This window comes from Vibrio gazogenes, assembly GCF_002196515.1.
GTDB lineage: Bacteria > Pseudomonadota > Gammaproteobacteria > Enterobacterales > Vibrionaceae > Vibrio > Vibrio gazogenes_A.
This window is the reverse complement of record NZ_CP018835.1, coordinates 3409891-3434593: the sequence shown is the minus strand read 5'-3', so window position 1 is coordinate 3434593 and position 24703 is coordinate 3409891. Positions and strand designations below refer to the sequence as shown.

Below are 24703 nucleotides of genomic sequence, written 5' to 3'. Positions count from 1 at the left end.
CGACAGCATAAAAGCAAGTTCAGGACGCCTGACTAGGGGCTGCTGACCTTTCGTGGTTGAATTTTGTTCAATCTGAACGGGTATTGATCGCGGCGCGGGGCATGCCGCTTAGCTATCCTAAGCAAATGACCCGTAACAAAGAGCAAGACACGTTCAGATGAACCCTCTGGGCAGCATTTGTCGCTCATTTATCCAGCGTTAGGTCATGGTTCATGTAGATCGCTACACTTCACATGACCTGCCTTGACTAAATGCACGACAAATTGCTGCAAAAACCATCACGAAAGGTCAACAGTCCCTAGACAAGGTGACTTGGTTTACGTAAGAATGTTCCGGTAGACAATGAAACCGACTCAATATGGGCAGCCTAGAAAAAGCAACGCTCACTCGCTTATCCGGATAAAAATTACATGCAATTATTTCAACACTTGGGATGGTTTTTTCGCCGCTATTGGCTGACTTACACATTCGCGTTACTGATGCTCGTCATCGTCGCGCTGATCAACATGGCTATTCCATGGTTTATTGGTCAAATCATTGACCACCTGCTCGAAACTCGTACCATGGCGCAAGCCAAATACGACCTGCTCGGTTTATTGCTCGCCAGTATCATCGTCTACCTGCTCCGTTATGGCTGGCGACGCATGTTATTCGGCACATCCTATAAACTGGGCAATCTGTTACGCCAGCAGTTTTATCAACGCCTGACCCGGCAAGGGCAGGCATTCTATAATCACCACTCAACCGGTGATTTGATGGCGCGCGCGACCAATGATATTGATGCCGTTGAAATCGCGGCGGGTGAAGGGATTCTATCGGGCTTTGACGGGCTGCTGACCTTTATTCTGGTCCTCGTGATGATGTTTATTTTTATCGACTGGCGGTTAGCAGCCTTAGCCATCCTCCCCTTTCCATTGATGGGGATTGGCTTTTACCGCCTGTCCAGCCAGATTCATCACCAGTTCAAGACCACACTTGACCGTTTTTCCTCATTGAATGAGCAGACCCAGCAAGCCATGGCTGGCATTCGTATGATCAAATCAATGGGCAGAGAGTCCATCGAAGCCGAACAGTTTGACCAGATTGCAGAACAGGCAGCCAACAGCACCTATAAAGTGCAGCGTTCTGAAGCCTTGTTTGATCCCATCATTCAATTGAGTCTTGGCGCGGCTTTACTCATCGTCTTACTTGCCGGCGGCTGGCAAATTCACGAAGGCCGCTTAACTGTCGGACAATTAACCAGTTTCACATTGTATTTGTCAGAATTGATCTGGCCGATGTATGCCTTTGGCTGGTTAATGAACATATTGCAACGCGGGAATGCGGCCATTGAACGTCTCGATGAATTACTCACCTTACCCGATACTATTGAAGACCACGGTCAGTTCACCCCCAGAGGATATCGGGTAACGGTCAGCCATCTGACATTTCATTACCCGAATATCTCTCAACCGAGCTTGAAGAATGTTTCGTTTCGCTTGAGAGAAAACCGCGTATTCGGGATTGTCGGTGCCACTGGTGCAGGGAAATCAACCCTACTCCAGCTTTTGATGCGCTACTGGGAATCCGGAGAAGGTGCCATACAAATTGGTGGCACACCACTACGCCAGATTCCACTGGCTCAACTGCGGGCTCTTTATGCCTATGTTCCTCAGGATGCATTTTTGTTCAGTGCGACGATCATGGAAAATATTCGCATGGGACGCCCCACAGCCACCGATGAACAAGTCTATCAAGCCGCTAAATTAGCCGCGATTGATGATGATATCCGCCAATTCCCCGATGGCTACCAGACCACCGTCGGGGAACGCGGCGTGACGCTATCCGGGGGACAGCGACAACGGATTTCGATTGCCCGGGCATTGATCAGTGATGCACCGCTCCTCATTCTGGATGATGCGCTCTCAGCCGTTGATATCCGGACGGAAAAAATCATCATTCAGCATCTGCGGCGACGAAAAGCTCAGACACTCATCATTGTCAGTCACCGCTTATCCGCTGTAGAACATGCAGATGAAATTATTGTCATGGCCCATGGTGAAGTGATTGAGAGAGGCAAACATCAACAATTAGTTGCAGGTGACGGCTGGTATTCACGAATGGCAGCCTATCAACAAATGGAACAGGCGATGGAGAGTACATCCTCATGAGTACCAAGAGTTCTAAGCAGGATGATAAACACGCAGGCTCACTACGCCTATTGATGAGTTATGTTTTCGCAGACAAAGCTTTATTGATTAAAACCTTAATTCTGGTTGTAATTGCGACGGGATTTGAGGTGTTAGGGCCGCTATTGAGCAAAGTATTTATCGATGACTTCATTGTGCCGGATCATTATCCGTTCTGGCCGATTGTCGGCATTATCAGTTTGTTTATTCTGTCAACAATCGTGGGAACTTACCTCAAATATCGACAAACGCTGCGTTTTCTGGATATGGCATTGTACGCAGTGCTTGATATTCGCAAACGGGTGTTTAAGCATGTCCTGTCTTTACCAATGTCGTATTTCGATTACGCCCGTACTGGTCAGCTGGTGAGCCGGATTACCAACGATACCGAATCAATTAAAGATATTTATGTGCAGTTTTTATCGAATGTCCTGACCAATATCATTCTGCTGATTGGTATTTTGATTGCCATGGCGATTTTGGACATGCAACTGATGCTGGTTGCCCTCATGCTGCTGCCGACAGTGGTCGGATTAATTTATTTGTATCAGCGTTTCAGTGTCAAAAACGTCACCGACAGCCGCCGTTTACGTTCAGACATTAACGCCACAATGAATGAATCGATTAGCGGTATGACCGTGATTCAGGCAACGAATCAACAACAGGCGAAACTGTCTCAGTTTGATCAGATTAATGCGCATTACTACGATACCCGGCTGAAAACCGTGACGATTTCATCCTTGCTGCTCCGCCCGGCAATCAACTTATTCAGTATTATAGTGCTGGGTGGTGTGGTGTGGTTTTTTGGTCTGCAAGTGGTTCAGGGAGTCGCAGAAATCGGGGTGCTATACGCTTACCTCAACTATTTGGGAAGATTCTCAGAGCCATTAATCGAGATTACCCAACGTTTCGGACTATATCAGCAAGCCATTGTCGCCGGTAACCGAGTCTATGAACTGCTGCAAGAATCTTCGGCAAAGCCCGAAAAAGGCACCCTTTCCAAGATTGATGCCGGACATCTGAGTATCAAAAACTTGAATTTTGCCTACCACAATAATCATCCGGTGTTGCAGGATATCAATGCCGAAATCAATGCCGGACAATTCTTTGCCATTGTCGGGCATACCGGCAGTGGTAAAAGTACCTTAATGAGTCTGTTACTCAACTTCTATCAGCCCCAGTCTGGCACGATCTGTATTGATGAGCATCCCCTTGATCACTATAGTCATGATGCCTTACGTCAAGGTGTCAGTTTTATTCCACAGGATCCGTTTATTCTTGCCACCACCATATTCGATAACATCGATATGGGGCGGAACTTAAGTGAGTCAGCCGTACGACGTGCCGCGCGTCAGGCGCATTTGCATGATGTGATTATTGCCATGAGCGAGGGTTACCACACACAGCTCGGCGAAGGCGGCTTACGGCTCTCAACCGGACAACGTCAGCAACTGATTATTGCGCGTGCTTTGGCAGGCTCACCTAAGGTATTGTTACTGGATGAAGCCACCGCGAATGTTGATAGTGAAACGGAACAGGTTGTCCAGCGGGCGCTGAACGATCTGCAAGGTCAGGTCACATTGATTGTGGTTGCCCACCGCTTGTCCACCATTCGTCATGCCGATCAAATTCTGGTACTGGATCATGGCCACTTAATCGAACAAGGTGACCATCACCAGCTTATGGCGCTACCTCAAGGTCGATATCGTGCCATGTATCAATTACAACAGCAGGAGAAACGCGTGGCTCAAGCCGCTAAGTGACAACGTCACCGATATCAAATCTTCCACCACAGAAATGAGAGCCATATGGCTCTCATTGTTATGCATTTTCAGGGGTGACAAGCTATTCAATGGCAACAGCCTATTCAATGGTGACAATCTCTTCAATGGTGACAACAGCGCCCTTTGCCAGATCGATGTTGATGATGTTCACCGTTTTCATGGGCACCACACCCACGATGCTGCTCACCTGTCTCACAACAACGATGTCCCTGACCATGGGCGTGATCATGATGTCCATGCTGATGATGTCCGCAACAACCGCCTTGCTGTTGCTTCGTTTGATAATTTACAGACTGACGCCCCTGCTCTGCATCCGTGAGCGGAACCAGTTCCGCACCGGTCTGGACAATGTGCTGTAACGTCTGGCGGCCTGTATGCGTTTGAAACACCGCCAACTGGCTTTCAAGCAACCGCCCCAGCATCCGCTGCCCAATCTGACGGACAATCACTCGCTCAACCTGCTCGCTCTGGAGTAATGCCAGTAATGCGGACTTCCCCGCACAACCAGCATGTTGTGCAGGATTGGGTTTCTGCCCCACGACCTCACCAGACTCATCCATAAAAAGAAAATGGTCAGCTTTGGTAAAATGGTTGGCAATTCGGTCTTCTTTCATCGGGATAGCAATAATCATCAGAAATAACTCCTGTACTGAGTGTTGATCAAACCCAACCGACAAAATGAGCTTGGTCGAAATAAGCGTTTGATCGAAATAAAAACGGTGCTCACCAGTGCTGCCTTGTCATCGACAGCGTGAGGCTCGGCACCTCAATTAATTAGCATATGCTATTTATAGTCCTATTTTTTGGCATATGCAAATTATAAATTTTCAGAAAGTGCCGGATAACGCCCCACAGAGTGACGTAACAGGAGGATGTGAGCGATGTATCAAGAAACCAGAAAGACAGGTTCGTCACGGATACCAATAACCGGACATACCGTTGATGCGGCATGCCTAGGGGCTGTTGACCTGTCGTGGTTGAATTTTGTTCAGATGACCCCTCTGGGCAGCATTTGTCCGAAAAGCGGGCAGTCAGAAAGTAGAGAGGCGGATGATTTAATGGCTCATCATGAGCGCTTTGCCATTGACTAAGCAGTCCGCGACTTTAAAACGGGCAGCTTTGACCAAATTTGCCAGCGTTTGTCGGGAAACCCCCATTGCGGCAGCCGCATCCTGCTGATGCATCCCTTGTAAATCAACCAAGCGCAATGCTTCAAATTCATCGGCAGCTAAGTCAAGATGCTCAAGCTGGCTCATCGGAATGCCGTTCGGTTTGAAACAACTATCCGCAGGTTTACCACAAATAACACGAGGAATTTTATTCCGCCCCATCGATGAATCCTTCAATGTATGTATCAACAAATCATCCGCTATCTTAATCGAACAATGGCAAAACCGATAGTTTCTATAACACTCATTGTGACTGACAGGTCGAGACAGGTGCATATTATTAATATCGACATGACGGTTTTGAACAACAACGACGCATCCCGCACAACAACACATCAACGTATGCCATTCTCATCGCCTTATATTCTGAGTAAACCGACTGTCAGACAAATTGTGTCTGATTGTCGCTTCTATCACTTTTTCACACTTTTGTTCTTAGCATTGATTTAATGTAATCCGGCTGGTTTTCATCCCCCAAATTTAATATCAAATAGTTAAGATACAATAGGATACAACGATGATTTCAATTTCATGGATCAAATATACTTGCCGGTTTGTCTGCATTATGCCCCTCACTTTATTCTCTGCTTGTCATGCTTCAGCGCATTTTGATGGGGTGTGGAAACATACGGGATACGGTGACATTTATCAGTTGAACGATACTGAAAGTAAAATCTATCAATTTAACAGTGAGGGCTGTGTGTTGGCAGAAACGATGACCAAAACAGCCATGCAAGCCACCTACTTTCCCAATGCGACGCTCTCTGATGACGGTATGAACCTGACGTCACACCAAATAGCACGTCCTTTTGTGCAGCAATTTGAACGCCTGTCCGCATTACCCGCCATGTGCCAACCCGGACAATTATTCGATACGCAGACCTCTCCCCTTGAGGTCTATCGTTTTTTCTGGGCAATTATGCATGACTATTATGCTTTCTTTGAGGAACGCGGTATCGACTGGGACGAGGTCTATCAGCAAGCAGCAGCGAATTTGAGTACCAACATGACCGACAGTGAATTACTCGCGGTAATCAAAACGTCACTCGGTGGCTTTTCCGATGATCATGTCTCTCTGACTGATGGTGATGAAGAGTATTCTCCCGCCCCACCGAAAGGTGTGTTACGGACACTGCAACAAGGCTTTCTCAATCAAACCGCAGTCAGCGACTTCGATACCTATATTGCCAACAGTCTGGCGCAAGTCTCCCAGACTCAACAGCAAATGATGGATTCCGGCAGTGTACGAGTCATCAATGGCAGCTCAGCAGATACTTTATATGGTGCGGAACGCATCGTCTGGGGCACGTTCAATCAAGGAAGTATTGGTTATTTTCGCCCGAATATGATGCTCTTGGATACGGGAGAGAACCCAGATGATCCTGATCAATGGGTGGGCAGTATGGCGCAGGTCATGGATCAGGCTATGCAGGAGATGCGTGATACGAATGCCATGATCATTGATATGCGCTTCAATGGCGGTGGTGCCGACGGTGTCTCACTGGCGCTGGCCAGTCGTTTTAATCCGATTGCTCAGCGAGTCATCGGTAAATTTACCCGAACCAATGCAGGTGACGGTGAGATCCATTGGCTCGAATTACCGACGCCACTCAATTCACCCGCTTATACGCACCCAGTCATCATTTTGGTGAGCGGCAGTACCGTGAGTGCCGGAGAAGTGTTTCTGATGATGATGAAAACGCTCCCACAAGTGACTCTCATGGGAGAAACGAGCAACGGCTCTTTATCCGATGCTTTGGTGAAAACACTGCCCAATGGTTGGCAACTTACTTTATCGAATGAAGTCTATATCGATGCTCAGTATCAATCTTATGAAGCGAAGGGAATGCAACCGGATATCCCGATGATACCTTTTACGCTGGCTGATCTCAGCGATCATCGGGATGCGGCATTAAGTCAGGCGATCCATCAACTGTCACACTGAAATTACCTTCAATCATGCAAAACAATTATTTTTGAGTGAGAGCCGCACCGGCCAGCCATATGCATGTCGGTGCTTCTGCGCATCGTTTACACGAAAGTTACACAATGTTGCATTTTTCCACTCAAGATCACTGATGAAAATTTAATCATTGACAGAAAACTGATAGAATCCTGACATTGTATTTGCAAATGCTGATGATGTATGAAAGAGAACCTCGTTATATCAGTATCTTCTATCAACGGAACCCATCATTTCTATGTCGGCCGTTGGTATCAGAAATTTATTAAGAGTGCTGGTTATATCCTGATGGCAGCCATTATTGGTACTGCCGGGATCATTTATTACCTGATGAACGAAGTGGATTTTGCTAAATCAAAGCAAAAAGAGCTAGAAAATCAGTCGATGTCACTTTCTGAAGATGTCGCCTCACTCAAAAAACTAAAGGTCGGCTTACAGAGTGAGCTGCTTGATCGTGAAGAGAAAATGCAGACAGTCTCGGATCGTCTGGGTGATTTGGAAAAAGTTCTCGGTGTCAGTGACTCCGACGATGCCACACTTGAATCCCGATTAGATACCGCAGCGATCACCTCTTCTGTTCGTATGGTGCTACTGAATCAGATCCCGAACGGCTACCCGGTTCTCAAATCCAGAATGTCTTCCGATTATGGCCGCCGGATTAATCCGGTAACCGGAAAAAGTGAATTCCATCGCGGTCAGGATTTTTCAGCGCCAAAAGGCACCAAGATTTATGCGCCAGCCGACGGTGTGGTCGAAGTTGTGCGCCCCAGCCTGGTCAAAGGTTCTGGAAATTATCTAAGATTGAGACATTCATTCGGATTTTCCAGCTCTTATTCTCATATGAATAAATTTGCTGTCAAAATGGGTGAGTTCGTCAACAAGGGCGATCTCATTGGTTACGTGGGTAATTCTGGATTGAGTACCGGACCACACCTCCATTATGAAATTCGTTTTGTTGGCCGCTCGTTAAATCCCAAACCCTTTGTGAACTGGGGAATTAATAATTTTGATACGATATTTACAAAAGTTGGAGGAGTAAGATGGGAATCTTTGATAAACAACGTCGAGCAAAGAGTCAGTGCTCAGTTACAACTCTCATCGCTGAAGGCTGCACCATTAATGGCCAGTTCAGAGTAGAAAGCAATATGCAGGTAGATGGCAAGATTGAAGGCCAAATCCAGACGGATAAAACGCTCATCATCAGTGAGTCCGGCTCTGCAAGTGGTGAAATTTATGCCGAGCACATTATCGTCAACGGTTGTTTCAACGGCACCTGCTATGCCACTCGTGTTGAAATCTTAAGTAAAGGCCGTGTCGATGGCACACTCTATACTGACGATATCAGCATTGAACAAGGCGGACGCTTCAATGGCGTGACCAAACCGGCTCCGGAACAACAAGTCGTCGATTTTCAGGAAGCCAAAACAACTGAAAGTTTAACTGCACCGGCTAAAGCACCGCACAACAAAAAAGCGCAACAAGGATCGTCATCCTAATCAAGTCACCTCTTTGTTTTAGGTAAGATTGCTGAAGGTGCTCATTCTATGTCCGACGCAACACCGATCTGACAGTCCCCGTCGCGGGACTGTCAGGTTGAGCAACACGGATAATCACGCCATTGATAACCAAGCCCCTCAAAATGTGATCAAAATCTCATTATAAATAATATTTAACTCAGTAATAATTTTCTGTATCTGTCATAACTTGTGAATGAAACGATAATATTTCATCGACGATCTTGAGAAAACATGTCGCGAAAAAGCAAAAACACTCTGACAAAATGATATATCCCGTCGATTTTTTGTCATAAATACGTCACCTGCGATTCCTAACCTTGCTGCAATACTTGGGAGGGAAATGATGAACATTAAAGATATTGCAGCACTTGCCAATGTATCTCCGGCAACCATATCGCGTTACTTCAATGGCAATGAGCTGATATGTCATCAGACGCGTGAGCGGATTGAGAAAGTCGTGCACTTAACCGGCTATCATCCAAAACAGAAATCGACTCGCGTCGCACTCAACCACAATCCGACCATTGGTGTCCTGATCCCCAGTTTACTCAATCCGGTATTTGCTGAGATCGTCGCAGGGATTCAAGCAAGAGCCCGTCACTTTGGCTACTCGACCATCATTATCGACACCGAATATCACCAAGCGCGTGAACACCAAGCCGTGGTCGATTTCATTCGCCAACGCGTCAGTGGTGTCATCCTGACCGTCGCCAGCATCGACAACAATCAAGCCTTGTCGCTACTGAAAGAATTCAACTTCCCGCTCAGTTTGGTCCACAACCAGTTTACCGCTGATGATGCCACGGTGTACGTCAATAATTATCAAGCCGGCTGGGATGTCGCAGATCACTTGCTCAAACTCGGCCATCACAAACTCGGAATGGTCGCAGGCCAGTTCAATCGTTCTGACCGGGCGCAATTGCGTTATGAAGGCTTCAAAGCTCGCATTGCTCAGGATAAACAGGCCCGGTTGCTGACGTTACTGGAAATAGATCCGATGGCGGACGCTCCATTCACCGACCTTGAACAGTCACTAACGCACCGTTTTGGGTTAAACAATGATCCGTTAAACAACGATCCGTCAAACTATGATTCGTCAAACAACGCCTCGCTAAACCATGCTCCGTCAAATACTCCCTTGTTCAATAATCCCTCGTTCAATAACCGCCCGAGTGCTTGGTTTTGCAGCAATGACCTTATTGCGCTGAAACTCATCCGTCACCTACGCCACACCGGGATACGCGTTCCCGAAGAGACCTCCGTAGTCGGGTTCGACGGTATGTCACTCGGACAAATCACCTACCCTGCTTTGGCAACGGTGAAGGTCCCCCACCTACAAATGGGACATCTTGCCGTTGATTTACTTTTAAATTCGAAACACCACACCGCTTTACCACGTCAACGAGAACTACCCTATGAGCTCAGCCTCACAGGGACCGTTGCGCCGGTTAAACCTCACTTTGAATCAATTCAATCAATAGGATGATTGTTATGAAATTAAAACATATTGCTACTTTGGCGCTGATGGCAACCGGCTTGATTGCCGGTAGTGTGCAGGCAGCCGATGCCATTTGTTATAACTGTCCGCCGGAATGGGCTAACTGGGGCGGCCAGTTACAACAGATTAAAGATAAATTAGGTATCAATATCCCCATTGATAACAAAAACTCAGGACAGTCTTTGTCTCAGCTCGTCGCAGAAAAAGACAACCCGGTTGCAGATGTAGTCTACTACGGTGTTTCTTTTGGCATTCACGCGGCTCAGAAAGGGGTCGTCGAACCGTATAAACCACATAATTGGGACAAAATTCCGGCAGGGTTGAAAGATCCGCAAGGCTACTGGTTTGCGATTCATTCCGGCACCTTGGGCTTTTTTGTCAATAAAGCAGCCCTCGATGGCGCACCGGTGCCTCAGTCATGGCAAGATTTACTCAAACCGGAATACCGGGGGATGATCGGTTATTTAGATCCAACCAGCGCGTTTGTCGGTTATGCCAGTGCCGTGGCGATCAACCAAGCCATGGGCGGCAATATGGATGACTTCACTCCGGCCATTCACTATTTCCAAGCCCTGCGTAAAAACCACCCAATCGTACCCAAACAAACCTCATACGCGCGCGTGGTTTCAGGCGAGATCCCGATTCTGCTTGACTATGACTTTAACGCCTATCGGGCCAAATATAACGATAAGGCCCCGGTTGAGTTTGTGATCCCCAAAGAAGGAACCATTGTTGTGCCTTACGTCATGAGTAAAGTGAAAAACTCGCCTCACCCTGAGAATGGTCGCAAAGTGCTCGACTTCGTGCTCTCTGATGCAGGGCAACGGTTGTGGGCCGATGCCTATCTTCGTCCGGTTATCCCTTCGGCAATGAGCGCCGCAACTCGCGCGAAATTCCTGCCGGATGCGGACTATCAACGGGCACAGGCAGTCGATTTTGCCAAGATGTCACAGGCACAGAACGCCTTTGCACAACGTTATCTGAATGAAGTTAAATAATCACAGGCTGGGTGGTGGCAACACCACCCTTCATTTTATGATGAAGCACGATTTTTCACGGCTGATGTTACTGCTCCCGGCATTGATTATCAGTCTGGCTTTTTTTCTACTGCCCGTCGGAAAGCTCGTCTGGCTATCGCTGGCCGATGGTACGGGGCTGCCCTACTGGTCAATTTTCACCCAACCGACGTACTACCGCAGCCTGCTCTCGACGATTGTCCTGTCAGCCATTGTGACCTTCGTCAGTTTGGTGATTGCGACGATCTCGGGGCTGTTTTTAACCCGCTACCAGTTTCGCGGTAAATCACTCCTGATTGCCATGCTGAGTTTTCCGCTGGCCTTTCCGGGGGTCGTGATTGGCTTTTTCGTCATCATGCTGGCAGGCCGACAGGGGATTATCGCTCAGACGAGTCTCGCACTGGTTGGCGAACGTTGGGTGTTTGCTTATACGATGGCGGGGCTGTTTCTCGGCTATCTCTATTTCTCGATTCCGCGTGTAGTGCTGACCGTCATGGGTGCGGCCGAAAAACTCGATCATCATCTGGTTGAAGCAGGACGCTCACTGGGTGCCGGTCGCTGGCAAATCCTGCGGGATATCACCCTGCCGGCTTTAACGCCCGGCCTGATTTCTTCCGGCTCAATCTGTTTTGCAACGTCGATGGGCGCGTTCGGCACCGCCTTCTCACTGGCAACCGACATCAATGTGCTGCCGATGACCATCTATACGGAGTTTACCTTGAATGCCAATTTCGCCATGGCGGCAGCATTGAGTCTGATATTGGGTGCGGTGACATGGCTGTGTCTCGCACTGGCACGGATGAAAGGGGCGACATCCCTGAACATGGGAGGCTGACATATGGACAAAAATCGTTATTTCTACGCACAACTGATCTTTACCATGCTGGTGTGCGCATTTTTGATTATCCCCGTGGTGATGTCCGTCATGGCAGGTTTAACCGAGAACTATTTCGTCGGTCTGAAAAGCGGGCTCACGTTACGTTGGGTTGAACAAGTCTGGTCGATGTATGCCGATACGGTCTGGCTGACATTACAAATTGCGTTAGCCACCACCTGTATTAACGTGATCGTCGGTGTACCGTGTGCTTACTATCTCGCCCGCTACCGCAATCGTTTTGCGCTGTGGTTCGAAGAATGCCTGACATTACCGATTGCCATACCGGGCATGGCGATTGCGCTGGGGCTGATTTCGATTTACGGCGGCTTTCACAACTTCCGCTCCAGTTGGCTGTTCATCTTAGTCGGTCATGTCATTTTTACTTTGCCATTCATGGTCAAAGCGGTACTGGCGATTCTCACCAGTATCAACTTTCACGTGTTGGAAGAAGGTGCAGCCAGTCTGGGAGCGCGCTTCTCACAGCGATTTATGCATATTATCGTGCCAAATTGTATGACCGGCATCATCAGTGGCGTGCTGATGACACTGACCCTCTCCGTCGGTGAATTTAATCTCACCTGGATGCTGCACACGCCCCTCACCAAAACGCTACCGGTCGGGTTGGCGGATGCTTATGCGTCGATGCGTCTTGAAGTGAGTTCGGCCTACACCCTGATCTTTTTGTGCCTGATCCTGCCGCTGCTGATTCTGGCCCAACTGTTTAACCGAAAAACTCAGCGTCGTTAACCGATGCTGCATGAAAGTGATATCCATATGAATATAGCGAAATCCAGTGTTGCAATTACTCTGAATCAAGTTCAGAAGACCTTTGCTGATGGCACATTGGCACTCAAACCTCTTGATTTACACGTCGAACCCGGTGAGATTTTAGTCCTGCTCGGCCCTTCCGGCTGTGGCAAAACCACCACCCTGCGCCTGATTGCCGGACTAGAGTTTGCCGATCAGGGCGGCGCGATCCATTTCGGTGAGCGTGACGTCACGCATCAACCCATCGAGCATCGCCAAGTCGGGATGGTATTTCAGTCTTATGCACTGTTCCCGAATATGAATGTCCGGGAAAACATTGGCTATGGTTTGCGGGTGCGCGGCGAAAGCAAAGCACAACGACACGCCAAAGTCGCAGAAATGCTAACCATGTTCGATCTTGAACCCTATGCAGAACGTGCTATCCACCAACTCTCCGGCGGGCAACGTCAACGCGTCGCGCTGGCCCGGGCGATTATTACCCAACCGGAAGTGTTATTACTTGATGAGCCCCTGTCAGCCTTAGATGCCCGCCTTAAGCAGCGACTGCGCGGTGAAATCCATCAGATGCTCAAACGGTTAGGTATCACGGCGATTTATGTCACTCATGATCAGGAAGAAGCGATGGTGATGGGGGATCGGATTGCGGTTCTTGAGCATGGTGAAATTGCGCAAATCGGCAGTGCGGAAGAGATTTATCTGACGCCCAATAATCACTTCGTGGCTGATTTTATCGGCCAGATCAACTGTTTTTACGGCAAACGTGAACACGATGTATTCGTTCTGGGACAGGCGCAGCAATTACGCCTGAGCGAGCAACATTGCGCTCAGCTCCATGAGGGTCGCCCCGCCACCGCGATGGTCCGCCCGGAAGATATTCAAATCCTTGATGAAGCTACCGAAGAGACACTCCTCGGTGAAGTTCAAACCAGTACATTTTTGGGTGACCGGACCCGTGTACAGGTGAAAATCGCCAGCCTTGATGAACCATTGTTGATCGACTGTTTTGCCCGACGTCACTATCAGCCAGACCAACCCGTTTATTTATCCATTGCGCCCCAGCGATTGGTTTTTCTGGGAGATCGTGAATGTTAATCGCACAGTTAACCGATTTACACATTAAACAGTCAGGAAAGCTGGCATACCAAAAGGTTGATACCTTAGGTTGCCTGCGTCGCGCTATCGACCATATCAACCAGCTCAACCCCATGCCGGACCGAGTGGTCATCACCGGTGACTTGGCAGATTTCGGCCACCCTAGCGAGTATCAATTGCTGGTTGCCGAACTCAAACGCCTGAAACCATCGGTCCGAGTGATTCCCGGCAACCATGACAACAGAACTCACTTACGTGATGCGTTGCAGGGGTGGCTCACGTTTGACACACCTGAGTATTGTAACTTCAGTGAATCGCTCGGCGGCTATCAACTGATTGGGCTAGATACATCTGTCCCCGGTCAACCGTATGGCATGTTGAGTCCAACATCGCTCCAATGGCTTGATGAACAACTCGCGGCAGTCGCGCCACATCCGGCGTTACTCTTGATGCACCACCCACCAATGGCGGTTGGCTTACAGCATATGGATGTACAAAATCTGCAAAACAGCGATCAACTCTATGCTGTATTGCAGTTTCACCCGCATGTTGCCGGCATTGTCGTCGGCCATGTTCATCGCCCGATTGTGGCAACGTGGCATCGGATCCCCGTTTGGGTCGGCCCGTCGCATAGTCATGCCGTGACGCTTGATTTGGATCCTCAGGCACCGGCTTGTTTCTCGCTGGAGCCAAGAGCGATTCAGCTCTTTCGTCTGGAGCCCGGCGGCATTTGCAGCCATATCAGTTATATCGATGCAGTTGACGGGCCTTACCCGTTCTTTGATGACAACCACCGTCTGATTGATTAGGGGATGTTGACCTCTCGTGGTTGGGGCGGCCTGAAGCTAACATTCCGGCCACCCCACCCAAAACGAGAACTGCGTCCTATTTCAACAACCAGAACACCACACATGACTGCCGTATCATGAAGCGAATTGATTCGGGATTTGTCTTAAATGACAGTCCAAAAAACCAAAGGTATCGCGACAGACAAAAAATACGGCCAGTTAACGCTCATCCATATGGGCAGAGAATCCGCTCAATTGTGGATTAATATCTGATTTCAACGTTAGGGACGGGATATCATAGGCACCGCCATTTTGAGTGAAGTAAGGAATCGGATCGGTTGTTTCTAAGCTATCCAAACGTGCAAACAACTCTGTACAGGTTTGTTGAAAGCGAGTTTCATCCATTTTCCCGACCCGATACATCACATAAGGGGGTAAGACTTGAAAACCGGGATAAAATAACATGCCGTGATGAATCGGAAACAAAATGTCATCAATCGGTCCATTGACTCCCCGAGCGCTGTAGTGAGGCTCCCAACCGCCGGCAGTCACGACCAACATGGCTCGCTTGCCAGAGAAGCGCCCTTCTCCGTAGCGATCGCCCCAATGCGTGTCAGAATGCTCGCCATATCCATAAGCAAAGCCATACGCATAGACACGTTCAAACCAGCCTTTCATGATCGCCGGCATGGAGAACCACCATAACGGAAACTGAAATATGACATGGTCAGCCCATAATGATTTTTCTTGTTCCTTGGCAATATCAATCGATTGGGTGCCACTTTCATAGGCATGTTTCGAATCAAGTGACGGGTCAAATGGTTCAGATGGGTCTTTGGACATCATATCGTGTCGATCAAGGACAGCTTTCCAGTCCATCTCATATAAGTCTGACACTTGCACTGAATGGCCGGCGGCACGTAAGTGATCGATCATTTGAACTTTTAACGCATGATTCAGTGACTGGGGCTCGGGGTGTGCATAAACAATCAATATGTTCATCGAATAACTTCCTTAGATAAGTGGGAAATTCATCTTAGAAAGAAACATGTTATAGTTAAAATTAATTTCTATTATACCTGTTATTAAAATGGTTAATTTCAATAATCTCGATCTAAATTTACTCCGAACATTAGATGTGCTTTTAGCAGAGCATAATGTGACTCGTGCGGCTGAGCGACTCAATTTATCACAGCCATCTGTCAGCGTTCATTTGAGTAAATTGAGAATGCTATTTAACGATCAATTGCTCATTCCAAGTTCAAGAGGAATGCGGCCAACCGTATTCGCAGAAGAGATGCGACTCCCGCTTCGAGAGGCGTTATCTGCCATAGAAATTGCACTGAATCACTCGTTAACCTTTCATCCCGAACAATTCGACAAAACGTGGAAATTAGCGGCTGCCGACTACGCAGAGCAAGTCGCGATTCAGCCGATGATGAACCGTATTTTAGGGATGTCATCGCATTGCCGTTTATCAATCCGTCATATGATCCCGAAACGACTGCCGCAACAGTTAGAACGTGGTGAAATCGATCTTGCTTTTCACTTGCGGGAAGATGCATTGGGCACCCTGAAAAGTCGGACAGTGCTGAAAGAAACGTATGTTTTAACCGGAAGACGCAATCACCCGATGTTGCAAGAAACACTTGATTTGCCTTGCTTCTGCCAACTCTCTCACGCGATTGTTTCACCCAATGGTGGGGGGTTTATGGGAGTGACCGACGAGATTCTCAAGCAACAGGGACAGCGAAGAAATGTGGTACTTTCGTTGCCGAATTTTCAGTCTCTCATCAGCGCATTAAAGCAATCAGATTTAGTCGCGTTGGTTCCTTCAAGGCTAGTCACCAATGATCCCGAACTGAGAGTCATTGCTGCACCGATTGATTTACCGACATTTGAACTCGTTATGCTTTGGCATGAGCGCTCACACCATGACCCGGCACATCAATGGTTAAGAAACCAATTTTCATCCAGTCACATATCTTCTGATTGATGTGCGAGTGCTGATATCGTAGCAAGAGGGGTTATCTAATCCGTCAAAACAAACGAATGAGAGAATGAGCGCCAGCCATTCCATCAGAAAAGTGAACTGACTCGAAGAACCTCATACTTTTTCCATACTTGCGTCTATTGTTCCAACGCCCGACGTTCATTAATCTAACCCTGTACCGGAAACATTCCGGAACGGGATTGGTCCCCCGTTTTCTAATACTTAGGTGCATAAACACGGTTCTCTCCGAACTGTTTTTATGCGACTATCAGTGCCGCCTAAAAATTATGGTGGACTGATTGGGCAGCCGCTTGGCTGGCCGTAGCCTAGGTAACGGTAGGACCAAACCCGACTCAGTCCACCACCCAATGATTGGTCCCTTTGGATGATGGAATAAATTGTAACTTTACCTGGGAATTTACTATGTTCGAAACCATCCACTATGATCCGCAACTATCACAAAAAGCCCGTGAATACTTACGTCAACTGGAAGAAATTTTTCTGGCGGAACAGCGAGAAAACCGACAGGAAATGTGTGAAGTATTACTCTATCTCAACAACCTAATCACCACCCACTATTGTCGGTATCATGAAGATGGGGATGAAAATATTGCATAAAGCCTGATGGGTGTTTGTGATAAGCGAGCCGCGGATGCGGCTCGGTTTGAGAGATAGTTAAACTTTAAATTGCACAACAACCACGACTCACTATTCAACAGTTCCTAGTAATCATCGAGCAACACGTTCTAAGACTTGCTCAGAAATTTTACTTTCCTTACCATCTTTTTTCATTAATTCAATATAAGTCCGATATGCATCTTTTGCTTTATTGGTCTCTTCAAGCGCCCAGTAAGCATCACCAAGATTTATATATGCAACAGCTTTAGATTGGTAAACATCAATAATATGATTTAATAAATATATAGCTTCTTTATATGCTTCTTTTTTTTCTAGAGAGTAAGCCAAGTTGTTGTATTGAGATACATTCTTATTTGTAATATCATATTTTTTAATCAATGCAGCATATCGTTGGGTTGTTTCAAATTTACTGTATGGTTCTTCATCTACTCTTTTGATAAAATCATCAATTGATACAGTGATGTCAAATGAGATCGTACATTTATCATCTCGATCACTTTCATCTGGAATCTGATTAATATGCATACTTGAATTCGAATATAGTTTTTTCAATTTAATATTCTGATTTACAGTACAAACATCAACCCTTCTATCATCATCAAATGAATACCCAACTGTATATATCGTTTTTTCCAGATAATACTCATTATTTTTAAAAAAAACAAAATAATTTATTTTACTATTTCCAGAACCAGGAAAAGAAGTTTTTATAACTAATCGGTTATTTTTATTCAAAACGGGATAAATGCCAGTCATAATATAACCACCATCTTGAGAGAAATTATATCCTTTAAGTGATAAATAATACTTTTTATCTCTATTAACAAAGAAATATAATTCATCCCCCATAAATGGTTTGCTATAAACCACATAGTCTAGAATACCATCAAAGTTAACATCTATTTCTTTTGTTTCATATATTTCTTTATCAAAATTTTTTGGATTATATAATGTATCTGAGAAAGCATCTACAGATAGTATTAACCCTAATATTACTGTTAAACTATTTATTAGTACATTTTTCATAACAGAATATCCCTTTCAATATATCATTACCTCTTCTTATTTATTTTATGCATTACGAAGTAGATGATAAAAATATTGTATAAAAAACAATTGGTGTTTTGATGAATGAACCGTATTTTCGGCTTCTTTGATTAACAATGAATTTCAATAATATTAATCTGAATGATAGTATTCAATGCTTCTTGAATTGCCTGTATTTACCATAAAAAATGAGCACACAATAAACGAGTATCAATAAAAACCCAAAAACCAATGACAAATATTCTATGTAATATCGTGCATTGGTCTCACCAACATATTGACTTCCATCTAATACAGACCACTCATATAATGGATATAAATCTTTTGCGATAGTAACTAGATATAATAAGAATAACACTAGTGTTATGCTAATTGATAAGAATGATTTCTTTATAAAGTTCATTTGGTTGTATAAAAACTATAATTAAAGACGTCTGGAATTCCCCAAACGCCTCATATTGATTACTCACTAACCCAGATTCTCATCTTCTATCAGTCTTAGCGCTCTAGCATGATAAACCAAATTTTTCGGGTAGCAGAACATATGCCGATAACATCTAATTATACAAATAAAATCCAGAAGAACACTTTATCATTCATTTAGCAAAGTTTTCACAGACATCTGTTTTCATAGCTATTGCAACATAATCATTCCCATACTTCCTCAAAATTAAAGGAAATTGAGTGTTGTAACTACCCTGCTTTGCTTTATCAACAAAACAAGCATGAAATCCCATTTTATTTTTCTTCAATACAGTAATTGAGTATGTCCAACTATCATCATCTATTGTTATATTATTATCATTTATTTTTGCTTTTGATAGTTCAAAATCAGAAAAATGTTTCTCATTACCTACTCTCATAGGCATTAATGAACTATTGAAAGAAGTGACATCTAAATGATTATAAATATCTTCCATAGGATAAGACCAACAAGAATAACTAACCATAAATAGTAAAAATGATATGATGCATTTCATATTAACCCCTTAATTTTATTTGCTTCTTTGTGTCGTCTTGTTTTATAACTATCTTTGAAATCCATAAGATTATCATACATAGATTTCCAATCTTGAGTTATAGCTTGATTCCAAAAACCTTTTGTTCTTGTTGACAGATTATCATTGAGGTAGTTCTTTATTTCACTAAACGATATCAGTTCTATCCAATATTTTATGGAGACTTTTCATAAGGATATTCATCTATAAACTTAGTATTAAAATTTTTGTCAGATCTCGTAACATGACATGTCTCTCTCCCCAACTTACTTATCACACAGATATGTAATGAATACAAATCATCATCGTAAAAAGAATCAAATGTAACAGTTTGAACAAGCTCTAATTTATTATCTTCTATACTTAAGAAGTATTTTTTCTCTTGACCTCCAGCACCGGAGAACATTGATATTATAGATAAATCAATATCATCACTGTTCTCCTCTTTAATGTCTCTCACCATATAAACTCCCTGAAAATTATAATTTTCAGATTTATATTGATACTGATAACCTCCATTGATATTTAAAAATACCAATATTTCTTCATGAGATGAATCATTAACGACAGCGTCTTTAACACCATCATGATTTACATCGATATCATATATATTAGATTGATCATCATTTTTAAAATCATCAAGATCATAAGCTAACACGTTCATAGACATAAGAATTGAGAATAAGAAAAGACTATTTATAATCAGAAATTTTTCTATCTTTAAGACTTTCATAAAACTATTTTTCCATCATTTACTAGCAGATCAAACTTTGAACAAAAATAATATCAAATACATATCAACCGATTTCATAATTCATCGAGCTGCGCGTTCTAAAACTTGCTCAGAAATTTTACTTTCCTTGCCATCTTTTTTCATTAATTCAATATAAGTCCGATATGCATCTTTTGCTTTATTAGTCTCTTCAAGCGCCCAGTAAGCATCACCAAGGTTTATATATGCAACAGTTCTGGCTGGGTAGATATCAATAATATGATTTAATAAATATATAGGTTCTTTATATGCTTTATTTCTGACTAACATAGAAGCAATACTACTATATTGAGCTACACTATCACTATTTAATGGGAATTTAACTAATAAGTCCTTATATCTATCTACACCTAGATAAATAGCAGATTCATCGTCATTGAATCGAGATTCAAACTCAGATAAAGAAGATTCTACATAATATACAACTGCGCATTTCTTATCGTAGTCATCTGAGTTAGGCGCTGTATGTATTCGACTATATGATTTCAACTCAATATTCTGTTTAACATGACAATGGAAAGTTTTCGTATAGTCATCCAAGTTATTATTAATAACATAATCTGTTGATTCTATATACCACACGCCCTGAATATATTTGATATGATGAATTTCTTTGTAATTTTCATTGTTTGATTTTAGTATAATAGAAAATATTTCCCTCTTACGATCCATATCTGATTGAACAATGTTATCGAATATCGTCCCACCATCTTGAGAGAAATTATATCCTTTAAGTGATAAATAATATTTTTTATTTCTATTAACAAAGAAATATAACTCATCCCCTATAAATGGTTTGCTATAAACCACATAGTCTAGAATACCATCAAAGTTAACATCTATTTCTTTTGTTTCATATGTTTCTTTATCAAATTTTTTTGAATTATATAATGTATCTGAAAAAGCATCTACCCTAATATTACTGTTAAACTATTTATTAGTACATTTTTCATAACAGAATATCTCTTTCAATATTTCATTACCTCTTCTTATTTATTTTATGCATTATGAGGTAGATGATAAAAATATGGTATAAAAACTATAATTAAAGACGTCTGGAATTCCCCAAACGCCTCATATTGATTACTGACAAATATATTATTTGCATTTTTCTCTATCTTTGTTTACATCTTTCAGATCGCTATCTATAGACCATTTCTTCGAAAAATTCTCATATGTGTTAAAACTTCCAAGGTCATTTGGACCATTCATTGGCAATACTTCTCTAGTATGTTTATATAAGTACCAATTATTTTGGGAGTATTTATAATAGTAGACATCATTTTCTCCCCAAACACCACAAGAAAATACAATATCCCCTTTATCACCACTATTTATAGAGAAATCAGAACAATCATTGTTATTTTTAACTACAATTTTTTTGCTAAATCCAGAATCTAGTTTTATCACACAATTGTAAGAAGGTTTGGAAATATTTTCACACTGTATTTTGTCAATAACATCATTATCATCTAAATATCCTTTTACTGTCATTCCAGACATAGAAGATGCAGCAAAGGATATACTAGAAAATACATAGCATGATATAAAAACAAAAAGCTTACATGATTGGTTAACTTTATTCACTATAAGTTCACATTGCATTTATCTAACTCTTTCAATTCCATTTGAATAGTTTTTGGATCAGGTAGGAACGTATAATTTTTTTGATCATTAACAATAACTTTAAACTTATTCGGAGTTTGAATGGCCTGAATAAAGTTATACCACTCTGAACGTCCAAAAAGTGTCGGAGGAATCCAATATACAACACCGTTAATTAGTATTGAAATTTCAGTATTATAGTTATTTGATGAATATATCTTTCCACTACTATTTTTAAACTCTATAAATGTTTCATCCGTATTCTCTTCTTTCATATTACAATATATTGAGAACAAATCACCATCATCATTTTCTATTGATATTTTCTTAATTTTACCATTTAATTTTGATGACCATTGATCTGTTAGATTGCTATAACTCACATTGGGTATTGGATCTACATTTGTCGATTTTTGAGAATTATTACTCGGACTGCACTCATCTAAATTAGATAGAACGTTTTTTGTACTTTCAGGAAGAGAAGTAAAATTATATGTTTTTTCACCATTTACAAGTACTTTAAACTTATAATTCACTTTAAGAGCATTAATTAAATTTTGCCATGTTTTTATATTACTCCCCTTATCTATATCTGATGGGACATGATACATATGCTCATTCATCACGATATCTATAGAAGATGTATTAGCATCAATAGAACCGACATCAGTATTTAATATAGAAATACTGATTGATTTATTATTTCCCAAAATATTTCCACAACTAATAGAGAATACATTCCCATTAATATTTTTAATGTTATACTCTTGAATGCCATTATTATATCCTGACGTCCATACATTATAAATAGCAAAGGTACTATTACTATATAGTAACATAGTAAAAAAAGTTAATAATTTAAAATATTTAACTTTCATCTTTAACCTGACTTATATAATTGAAATGAATCTCATATTATTTATCACACACCTCTTCTTTCACTAGTTCTCCGGATATTAATCTATAACATTTATTCTTATATTTTTTATTATTAAATCCACTTCTTCCAGAAAAGCATATTTTGTTAGATCCTTTATTATAATGAGCATTAAAACCATCGATTAAAAACTCTGTTGGAAAATCAACAACACTCAATGTACTACTATCAAAAATATATCCACAAATCACCCCACCACCACAACCAAGTGTAAAAACATAATCATTATGATTAAAATTTGGCCCTTTCTTATAAACTCTACTCAGAGAATTTCTATAATTATCGCTCCATGATTCATCATTAATGATGTTATTAATTTTAGCATCAATATCGTTAGCATTAACATTAGAATTAATAAAAAAACATGCAAAAACAAAATATACGATACTAATACATGTAGATATTTTATATTTCATTTCTTATCTTTCCTTTCTTGATTATATTTAACTAAAGACGTTTCCATCTGTTCTGGGTAAATATGAGCTTTATTATAACCATCGCCTTGATAATAAAATACTTACGTCAACTGGAAGAGATATTTCTGGCTGAACAGCGAGAAAACCGACTGGAAATGTGTGAAGTATTACTCTATCTCAACAACCTAATCACCACCCACTATTGTCGGTATCATGAAGACGGGGATGAAAATATTGCATAAAGCCTGATGGGTGTTTGTGATGTGATAATCGAGCCACATTTGTGGCTCGATTTTTTATACATGTATTTATTCGAAATAATCAAAGTATTAGTCAATCATCCATATTATTACTTTTTATTAATATGATTATTTAAAGTGACATCTTCTTTGTATAATCGCACGTGAAATATCTTGAATCTCATTTTCAGATCCTAATTCAAGATAATAATTTTTAATATTTTTACACTGTTTATCATCTAAAGAGATAGACAATCGCAATAAAGCCGCTGAATCAGACGGATCTACATCCAACTGCTTCAATGCTATTTCTTTAGCATTGTCACTACCTTTTATATACTCTACAATGAAATCTGAAGAAAGTTTTTTATATTCATTCACCATCTCATTTGCATGAGATAAATTTGTTAAAAACAACAGTGAAATTATGATTTTTCCCATTTTATGATAACCTTCTCCTCTCTCACATAAATAAATCAATCTTTTTTAACTTCCAACTCTTTCATTACATCAGCGAGGAAGAACTTTGTATTACTAGAGAAAATAACTTTCATATTTTTATTTAAGGAAAATTAAATCCCCCTTCAATCCAAGTATTATTTATTTTTACTTGTCCAGATTTAACATATATATCAGATGTACAAAATTTACATATATCTCTAGTATAACCAACCAATTCCCACTCTTGATTACCTGGAACAACATAAAGATCAGTATTATTTAATTTAGTATTACTCAAAACACCAAATGAAGAGAAAAATAACAAGAGAATAAAATATCGATTTACCATTTTTTACACACTCCATTATTATAGATCGCAAGCTCATAACTCCGACGATTTATTAATCCATCACTTTTCTCTTCCTTAATATCTCTTACCATTTATATTAAGAAAAACCAATATAAATTTTATAAACCACCAATGCCAATATATGATTTTATACTATATTTATATATTGATGGCTCATTATTTTCATTAAGGTTAAAGTAACTATCTACCGTATCATCTCTTTTTGATTTCTCTAGAATAAATTTTTTATCTAATTTTTTTCCTTGTATTTTTTTTGAAAGATAACTATATAAATCACCATGTCTAATAGTAAGTAATTCTGATTGAAGCAATTGATTCAATATATTCTTATAGTTATTTAAAACAGTTTTTCTATCACTTGATAATGAATAATAGTAGTCAATATAAAATTCTTTCATGAAACATATGTCTTGCTTGATTAACATAAGATCACCGTTAGGGAATACAAAATAATTCCACACTTTTTTCTCTTTTGTCAGATTATCGTTTTTGTAAACGGATTTAATTAGATAATTTGATTGAAACTGAACCGCATTAGAATCATCACATGTATATGCATTAACACTAGCAGCCAGAAAAAATAGAATAAAAAATAATCTCATTATT

Annotated in this window: 27 protein-coding genes; 14 read left to right on the top strand and 13 right to left on the bottom strand. The window is 42.0% G+C overall.

What is annotated here, in order from left to right:
• Positions 1-410 precede the first annotated feature (410 nt).
• Together BSQ33_RS15545 and BSQ33_RS15540 are read left to right on the top strand one after the other, a co-directional pair.
• Entirely contained in the window at positions 411-2150 is a 1740-nt protein-coding gene (locus tag BSQ33_RS15545; RefSeq protein ID WP_088134476.1) for an ABC transporter ATP-binding protein, read from the top strand.
• Positions 2147-3931, top strand: coding sequence for an ABC transporter ATP-binding protein (locus BSQ33_RS15540; protein ID WP_021018692.1), 1785 nt, complete (start codon positions 2147-2149; stop codon positions 3929-3931). Before BSQ33_RS15545 ends, BSQ33_RS15540 begins: the two co-directional genes overlap by 4 nt.
• 122 nt (positions 3932-4053) lie before the next feature.
• Here BSQ33_RS15540 and BSQ33_RS15535 read toward each other — a convergent pair whose 3' ends face one another.
• Complete coding sequence (locus BSQ33_RS15535) at positions 4054-4584, bottom strand: NifB/NifX family molybdenum-iron cluster-binding protein (RefSeq protein WP_021018691.1); 531 nt, start codon at positions 4582-4584, stop codon at positions 4054-4056.
• A gap of 423 nt (positions 4585-5007) precedes the next feature.
• Complete coding sequence (locus BSQ33_RS15530) at positions 5008-5283, bottom strand: DUF134 domain-containing protein (RefSeq protein ID WP_021018690.1); 276 nt, start codon at positions 5281-5283, stop codon at positions 5008-5010.
• 355 nt (positions 5284-5638) lie between these two features.
• Between BSQ33_RS15530 and BSQ33_RS15525 the strand changes: the two genes are divergently transcribed.
• The 9 genes from BSQ33_RS15525 (at position 5639) to BSQ33_RS15485 (ending at position 14661) form a co-directional block, all read left to right on the top strand.
• On the top strand, positions 5639-7066 hold the full coding sequence (locus BSQ33_RS15525) for a S41 family peptidase (protein WP_088134475.1): 1428 nt from the start codon (positions 5639-5641) through the stop codon (positions 7064-7066).
• A 201-nt stretch (positions 7067-7267) separates the two neighbouring features.
• Positions 7268-8221 carry a M23 family metallopeptidase gene (locus BSQ33_RS15520; RefSeq protein ID WP_021018688.1) on the top strand — a complete coding sequence of 318 codons (954 nt, stop codon included), beginning with the start codon at positions 7268-7270 and terminating at the stop codon, positions 8219-8221.
• Positions 8222-8229: 8 nt separating this feature from the next.
• On the top strand, positions 8230-8580 hold the full coding sequence (locus tag BSQ33_RS15515) for a bactofilin family protein (protein WP_021018687.1): 351 nt from the start codon (positions 8230-8232) through the stop codon (positions 8578-8580).
• 361 nt (positions 8581-8941) lie between these two features.
• A complete protein-coding gene (locus BSQ33_RS15510; RefSeq protein ID WP_088134474.1) occupies positions 8942-10087 on the top strand; it encodes a substrate-binding domain-containing protein in 1146 nt (381 codons plus the stop codon).
• Between the two features lie 38 nt (positions 10088-10125).
• Positions 10126-11097 (top strand): ABC transporter substrate-binding protein, encoded by a 972-nt coding sequence (locus BSQ33_RS15505; protein ID WP_420070637.1) that lies wholly within the window; start codon positions 10126-10128, stop codon positions 11095-11097.
• A 40-nt stretch (positions 11098-11137) separates the two neighbouring features.
• Entirely contained in the window at positions 11138-11950 is an 813-nt protein-coding gene (locus BSQ33_RS15500) for an ABC transporter permease (protein WP_088134609.1), read from the top strand.
• Positions 11951-11953: 3 nt separating this feature from the next.
• Positions 11954-12739, top strand: a complete 786-nt coding sequence (locus BSQ33_RS15495) for an ABC transporter permease (protein ID WP_021018683.1) — start codon at positions 11954-11956, stop codon at positions 12737-12739.
• A gap of 27 nt (positions 12740-12766) precedes the next feature.
• On the top strand, positions 12767-13852 hold the full coding sequence (locus tag BSQ33_RS15490) for an ABC transporter ATP-binding protein (RefSeq protein ID WP_088134608.1): 1086 nt from the start codon (positions 12767-12769) through the stop codon (positions 13850-13852).
• Entirely contained in the window at positions 13846-14661 is an 816-nt protein-coding gene (locus BSQ33_RS15485; RefSeq protein ID WP_021018681.1) for a phosphodiesterase, read from the top strand. The genes BSQ33_RS15490 and BSQ33_RS15485 overlap by 7 nt, the downstream gene beginning before the upstream one ends.
• A 198-nt stretch (positions 14662-14859) precedes the next feature.
• On the opposite strand, the gene BSQ33_RS15480 is transcribed toward BSQ33_RS15485, so the two are convergent.
• Positions 14860-15642, bottom strand: a complete 783-nt coding sequence (locus tag BSQ33_RS15480; protein ID WP_021018680.1) for an NAD(P)H-dependent oxidoreductase — start codon at positions 15640-15642, stop codon at positions 14860-14862.
• Positions 15643-15730: 88 nt separating this feature from the next.
• On the opposite strand from BSQ33_RS15480, the gene BSQ33_RS15475 reads away from it, so the two are divergent.
• Positions 15731-16636, top strand: coding sequence for a LysR family transcriptional regulator (locus tag BSQ33_RS15475; RefSeq protein WP_088134473.1), 906 nt, complete (start codon positions 15731-15733; stop codon positions 16634-16636).
• Between the two features lie 420 nt (positions 16637-17056).
• A complete protein-coding gene (locus BSQ33_RS15470; protein ID WP_021020225.1) occupies positions 17057-17251 on the top strand; it encodes a hypothetical protein in 195 nt (64 codons plus the stop codon).
• A 111-nt stretch (positions 17252-17362) separates the two neighbouring features.
• Here the strand turns inward: BSQ33_RS15470 and BSQ33_RS15465 are convergent, their stop codons facing one another.
• From BSQ33_RS15465 to BSQ33_RS15435, 7 genes are all read right to left on the bottom strand, one after another.
• Entirely contained in the window at positions 17363-18298 is a 936-nt protein-coding gene (locus BSQ33_RS15465; protein ID WP_088134472.1) for a tetratricopeptide repeat protein, read from the bottom strand.
• A gap of 617 nt (positions 18299-18915) precedes the next feature.
• Positions 18916-19239: a hypothetical protein gene (locus BSQ33_RS15460; RefSeq protein ID WP_157721411.1), complete on the bottom strand. Its 324-nt coding sequence runs from the start codon at positions 19237-19239 to the stop codon at positions 18916-18918.
• A 253-nt stretch (positions 19240-19492) separates the two neighbouring features.
• Entirely contained in the window at positions 19493-20050 is a 558-nt protein-coding gene (locus tag BSQ33_RS15455; RefSeq protein ID WP_088134471.1) for a hypothetical protein, read from the bottom strand.
• Positions 20051-20131: 81 nt separating this feature from the next.
• On the bottom strand, positions 20132-20899 hold the full coding sequence (locus BSQ33_RS15450; protein WP_088134470.1) for a tetratricopeptide repeat protein: 768 nt from the start codon (positions 20897-20899) through the stop codon (positions 20132-20134).
• Positions 20900-21187: 288 nt separating this feature from the next.
• On the bottom strand, positions 21188-21694 hold the full coding sequence (locus BSQ33_RS15445) for a hypothetical protein (RefSeq protein ID WP_088134469.1): 507 nt from the start codon (positions 21692-21694) through the stop codon (positions 21188-21190).
• Positions 21676-22572: a hypothetical protein gene (locus BSQ33_RS15440; RefSeq protein ID WP_088134468.1), complete on the bottom strand. Its 897-nt coding sequence runs from the start codon at positions 22570-22572 to the stop codon at positions 21676-21678. Before BSQ33_RS15440 ends, BSQ33_RS15445 begins: the two co-directional genes overlap by 19 nt.
• A 37-nt stretch (positions 22573-22609) precedes the next feature.
• Complete coding sequence (locus tag BSQ33_RS15435) at positions 22610-23047, bottom strand: hypothetical protein (protein ID WP_021020223.1); 438 nt, start codon at positions 23045-23047, stop codon at positions 22610-22612.
• Positions 23048-23109: 62 nt separating this feature from the next.
• Here BSQ33_RS15435 and BSQ33_RS21620 point away from each other — a divergent pair, with 62 nt between their 5' ends.
• Entirely contained in the window at positions 23110-23289 is a 180-nt protein-coding gene (locus tag BSQ33_RS21620; protein WP_157721410.1) for a hypothetical protein, read from the top strand.
• A gap of 126 nt (positions 23290-23415) precedes the next feature.
• Here BSQ33_RS21620 and BSQ33_RS15430 read toward each other — a convergent pair whose 3' ends face one another.
• The 3 genes from BSQ33_RS15430 to BSQ33_RS15420 all read right to left on the bottom strand — a co-directional run bounded on the left by BSQ33_RS15430 (position 23416) and on the right by BSQ33_RS15420 (position 24699).
• The gene (locus BSQ33_RS15430) at positions 23416-23727 is read right to left on the bottom strand and encodes a hypothetical protein (RefSeq protein ID WP_021020227.1); all 312 of its coding nucleotides are present in this window, start codon (positions 23725-23727) and stop codon (positions 23416-23418) included.
• A 121-nt stretch (positions 23728-23848) separates the two neighbouring features.
• A complete protein-coding gene (locus BSQ33_RS15425) occupies positions 23849-24076 on the bottom strand; it encodes a hypothetical protein (RefSeq protein ID WP_088134467.1) in 228 nt (75 codons plus the stop codon).
• 119 nt (positions 24077-24195) lie between these two features.
• Positions 24196-24699: a hypothetical protein gene (locus BSQ33_RS15420; protein ID WP_088134466.1), complete on the bottom strand. Its 504-nt coding sequence runs from the start codon at positions 24697-24699 to the stop codon at positions 24196-24198.
• Between the last annotated feature and the right edge of the window lie 4 nt (positions 24700-24703).